Here is a 4,388-nt window from a genome sequence, read left to right on the forward strand (position 1 = left end):
GGCCCCGACGCCCGCGCCTGAGCCGGCCCCGGCCCCCGCTCCCGTCGTCGTGTCCTCCGCGTCCGTCGTGGCCCGGCGCTCCGGGGCGCCTTGCGGACCGTAGCTGTCCGCGAGCCCTGGCAGACTCGGCCGCATGCTGGACACCTCGGCCCGACTGCTGCGGCTGCTCTCCCTCCTCCAGGCGCACCGCGACTGGTCGGGAGCCGACCTCGCCGAGCGGCTGGGCGTCACCCCCAGGACCGTGCGGCGCGACGTCGAGCGGCTGCGGGAACTCGGCTACCCGGTGAACGCCAGCCCCGGCACGGGCGGCGGCTACCAGCTGGGCGCCGGCGCCGAACTGCCGCCGCTGCTCCTGGACGACGACGAGGCGGTCGCCGTCGCCGTCGGGCTGCGCACAGCGGCGGGCAACGGCATCGAGGGCATCGGCGAGAGCTCCGTACGCGCCCTGGCCAAGCTCCAGCAGGTGCTGCCCGACCGGCTGCGCCGCAGGGTCGGGGCGCTCAACGCGTTCACCGTCCCGATGCTGCGCGGCCCGGGCACCTCGGCCGTCGACCCGGCCGTCCTCACCGAACTGGCCACCGCGTGCCGGGACAGTGAGGGACTGCGCTTCGCCTACCGGGACCACGCGGGGGCGGTCGCAGGTCGCCGGGTGGAGCCGCACCGGCTGGTGTGCACCGAGCGCCGCTGGTACCTCGTCGCCTGGGACGTGGACCGCGCCGACTGGCGGACGTTCCGGGTGGACCGGATCACCCCCACCCCGCCGCACGGCCCGCGCTTCGCCCCGCGCACCCCGCCGGCCGCCGATCTCGCCGCGTACGTGTCGCGCGGGGTCTCCTCGCGCGTCTACGCCGCGTCCGCCGTGCTGCGGCTGCTGGTGCCCCGCGAGGAGGCGGCGCGGCTCGTGTCGCCGTCCTCGGGCGCCCTGGAGGCGGTCGACGACCACAGCTGTCTGCTGCGCACGGGGGCCGCGAGTCTCGACGTGCTGGTCCTGCACGTGGCGCTGATCGGTGTCGACTTCGAGGTGGTCGAACCCGTCGAGCTGACCGAGCACGTCAGGGTCCTCAGGGACCGGTTGTCCCGGTCTCTTCGCTGAATTCGGCCGGCCGCCGATATTCCGCCGTCTTACCGGACGGTTACCTGCGGGTGGAATTCAGGAAGAGCGAATTTATGTGATCTTCAGGTGCTTTGAATTCGTCCGGGGCATCCTGTGAACACTCTGTGAGTGCGCGTCATTCGCTTCGGAAGCGTGTCGTCATTCTGTGACGAAAGCGTGACCGCTCACTGACCGGAACGGGTTGTCCGGATGGCGGACGCTTCCTTCACCGTCCGCGTACGCCTACGGTGAATGGCATGGCACCGACACCGACATCACCCGACCGTCCGGACGACGACACCGAGGCGTACGTAGGCCTCTCCGCCGAGAGCGCGGAGCGGCGCGCGAGGGAGCGTGGCTGGACCACCGTGCGGTCCCTGCCGCCCGGCTCGATCATCACGATGGAGTACGTCGCCGGGCGGCTGAACTTCGAGGTGGACGACGAGACGGTGGTCCGCTGCTGGCTCGGCTAGACCGCACGTCGGCGCAGGTCAGCCGCCCGTGACGGGCCGCGAGTGAGGCGGCCTGCGCGAGCCGGCCGGCGTGATCGGGGAGCGCTCGGAGCGCAGCGTGTGCGGCCGCGGCTGGGCGAGCTGCGCCGGGCTGCGGCCCGCCGGGTTACGGCCGGTGTGACCTGCCCCGATCGGTTCCCGCTTGGAGTCGTCCTCGGTGGGCGGGAGCGTCGGCACCTTCGACGGCCGGAGGCCGCCCGCCGGGACCCGCGCGGGTGAAGCAGCCCGCGCGCGCGCCCGCAACTGGTCGCGTACGGCGAAGATGATCTGCTCGGCTCGGCCGATCGTGGGCTCGCACCAGGGCAGCGCGAGCAGGATCAGCATGCCGGCGGCCCAGCCGAGCAGCACGTCGCTGAGCCAGTGCGTACCGAGGTAGACCGTGGTCGCGCCGACCCCGAGGGACAGCGCCGACGACAGGATCGACAGATACCGCCTGGTCAGTGGGGTGGTGGCCAGATAGGCCAGGATTCCCCAGGTCACGACGGCGTTCGCGGTGTGGCCCGAGGGAAATATATCGCCGCCGGCGAACAGCTCGGCCGAGCCGATCTGGGTCGCGTAGTGCGGGCCGAGCCGGCCGAGACCGAGCTTCACCGCGCCGACCGTCACGTTGAGCAGCAGCAGAGCGGCGCCGAGGGCCAGCAGCGGCCGCAGCGTGTGCTGCCGCCAGGAGCGCCAGCCCAGCCAGGCGGCGATCATCACCGCTGTGGGACCGCGCTGGCCGAGCACCACGAAGTAGTCGAGGAAGGCGTGCAGTCCCGGCCACTGCTGATAGGGCCGGAACAGCATGACCTTCCAGTCGAGGGTCACCAGCCAGGACGAGTCCAGCACGGCAACGACGATGGCGAGATAGAACGCCAGCGTCCCGCCGAAGAGAGCCGTGCGGGTACGGCTCATCCGCGGGATCTCTATCTTCGGCGGCTCCGGCTCCCGGTCCAGCCGGGCGAAGATGTCGGTACGCACCCAATCGACGTTACAGCGAGTGAGTGCGTGAACCGGTCGTTCCGGTCTCTTTGTGATGACGATGTGATGTGGAGTATGTCTCAGCTCACGGTTTATCCCGGCCGGTAACCGAAATCCAAGTGAGTTGCTCCTTATTAATCGACACGCCGTGTGTGTACGTGTCTTTGTGGGGTCTTGAATTCGTTCACCACCGCGTTACGCCGAATTTCCCCCACGGGCGGCGGCGCGGGGTGAGGCGTGCGCCACACGCCACAGGAGTCAACTCGCGTACGCTCGCCGGGCGCGCAGCACGCATGGGAGGTACACAGATGTCGGGCACCACCACGGCCGCAGCACGGCCGGTCGCCGCCGGCGCCCGTGGCGGTGCCAACCGCTGGCTCGTGCTGGTCGTCCTGTGCGTCAGCCTGCTGCTGGTCGCACTCGACGCGACGGTGCTGCATGTCGCGGTCCCCGCCGTCACGGCCGACCTGCGGCCCACCGGGGTCGAACTTCTCTGGATCGTCGACGCGTACCCGCTGGTCTGCGCCTCGCTGCTGATCCTCTTCGGCACGCTCGGCGACCGCGTCGGCCGCCGCAGGGTGCTGCTGATCGGCTACGCCATCTTCGGCGCCGCCTCGGCGCTCGCGGCCTTCGCCGCCACCCCGCAGATGCTGATCGGGGCGCGTGCGCTGCTCGGGATCGGCGGCGCGATGATCATGCCGGCGACGCTCTCGATACTCCGCGCGGTCTTCCCCGACCGGCGTGAGCGGGCCGTGGCCATCGGCGCGTGGACCGCCGTCGCGGCCGTCGGCGCCGCCGTGGGGCCCGTACTCGGCGGGTTTCTCGTCGAGCACTTCTGGTGGGGCTCGGTCTTCCTCATCAACATCCCGCTGCTCGCCGTCATCCTGCCGCTCGGCAGGGTGGCGCTGCCCGAGTCGCGCGGCAGCGCCGAGGGTCCCTGGGACGTGCTCGGGGCGCTGCTGGCGGCCGTCGGCGTGCTCGGGGTGGTCTTCGGGGTGAAGCGGCTCGGCGCGGGGGAGGGCGTGCTCTCGGGCGCCACCGTCGGACCGCTGTGCGTAGGGGCCGCGCTGCTGGTCGTGTTCGTCCGCAGACAGCGACGGCTGGCGCATCCGCTGATCGACGTGCGGATGTTCGCCAGGAAGACCTTCGCCACCTCCGTCGGCTGCATCGTCCTCGCCATGCTCGCGCTGGTGGGCCTGGAGCTGATCGCCGTCCAGTACCTCCAGCTGGTGCTCGGACTGAGCCCGCTGGAGACCGGGCTGCGGCTGCTGCCGCTCACCTTCGCCGCCATCGCCGCCGGCGCCACCGGATCGCTGACGCTGCGCGGGCTGGGGCCGCGCGCGATGGTGTCCTGGGGGTTCGTGCTCACCGCCGCCGCCGTGCTGCTGCTGGTCCTGATGGGACAGCACGACCGTCCGGTGCTGCTCACCGCGGGGTTCGTCCTGCTCGGCGTCGGGCTGCAGTCCACTCTCTTCGGCGCGTACGAGTCGATGCTCAGCGAGTGCCCCGCCGACGAGGCGGGCGGGGCGGCCGCGATCGGCGAGACGTCGTACCAACTGGGCGCCGGGCTGGGGATCGCGCTGCTCGGCAGCGTGATGAACGCGGCGTACGCCCCCGGGCTGTCGGCCGTGCCCGGCGTCCCCGCGGCGGCGAGGGGGGCCGCCGCCGACTCGCTGGGGGAGGCGTACCAGGTGGCGGACCGGCTCGGCGGGTCCGCTGGCGCCTCGCTGCGGACGGCCGCCCGTGACTCCTTCGTGCACGGTCTCCATGTCACGCTGCTGGTCAGCGCGGGACTGCTGCTGCTCGGCGCGCTGGCCGCGCTG

The 4,388-nt window shown here is 71.9% G+C and carries 4 protein-coding genes; 3 read left to right on the forward strand and 1 reads right to left on the reverse strand.

Features of this window, described 5'->3' with window-relative positions; all coding sequences use genetic code 11:
* Positions 1 to 133: 133 nt before the first annotated feature.
* A complete protein-coding gene (locus HY68_RS21265; protein WP_041991191.1) occupies positions 134 to 1,093 on the forward strand; it encodes a YafY family protein in 960 nt (319 codons plus the stop codon).
* 257 nt (positions 1,094 to 1,350) lie between these two features.
* Positions 1,351 to 1,566, forward strand: coding sequence for an I78 family peptidase inhibitor (locus HY68_RS21270; RefSeq protein WP_041991193.1), 216 nt, complete (start codon positions 1,351 to 1,353; stop codon positions 1,564 to 1,566).
* 18 nt (positions 1,567 to 1,584) lie between these two features.
* Here HY68_RS21270 and HY68_RS21275 read toward each other — a convergent pair whose 3' ends face one another.
* On the reverse strand, positions 1,585 to 2,565 hold the full coding sequence (locus HY68_RS21275) for a phosphatase PAP2 family protein (protein WP_041991194.1): 981 nt from the start codon (positions 2,563 to 2,565) through the stop codon (positions 1,585 to 1,587).
* A 308-nt stretch (positions 2,566 to 2,873) separates the two neighbouring features.
* Between HY68_RS21275 and HY68_RS43920 the strand changes: the two genes are divergently transcribed.
* Positions 2,874 to 4,388 (forward strand): MFS transporter (locus tag HY68_RS43920; protein ID WP_041991195.1); only part of this gene is annotated, 1,515 nt, incomplete at its 3' end.

This window comes from Streptomyces sp. AcH 505, assembly GCF_000818175.1.
Taxonomy (GTDB): Bacteria; Actinomycetota; Actinomycetes; order Streptomycetales; family Streptomycetaceae; genus Streptomyces.

What these genes read in the sequence shown, in the direction of transcription:
- HY68_RS21265 (WP_041991191.1), top strand. Translation starts at nt 134, where the DNA reads ATGCTGGACACCTCGGCCCGACTGCTGCGGCTGCTCTCCCTCCTCCAG.
- HY68_RS21270 (WP_041991193.1), top strand. Translation starts at nt 1,351, where the DNA reads ATGGCACCGACACCGACATCACCCGACCGTCCGGACGACGACACCGAG.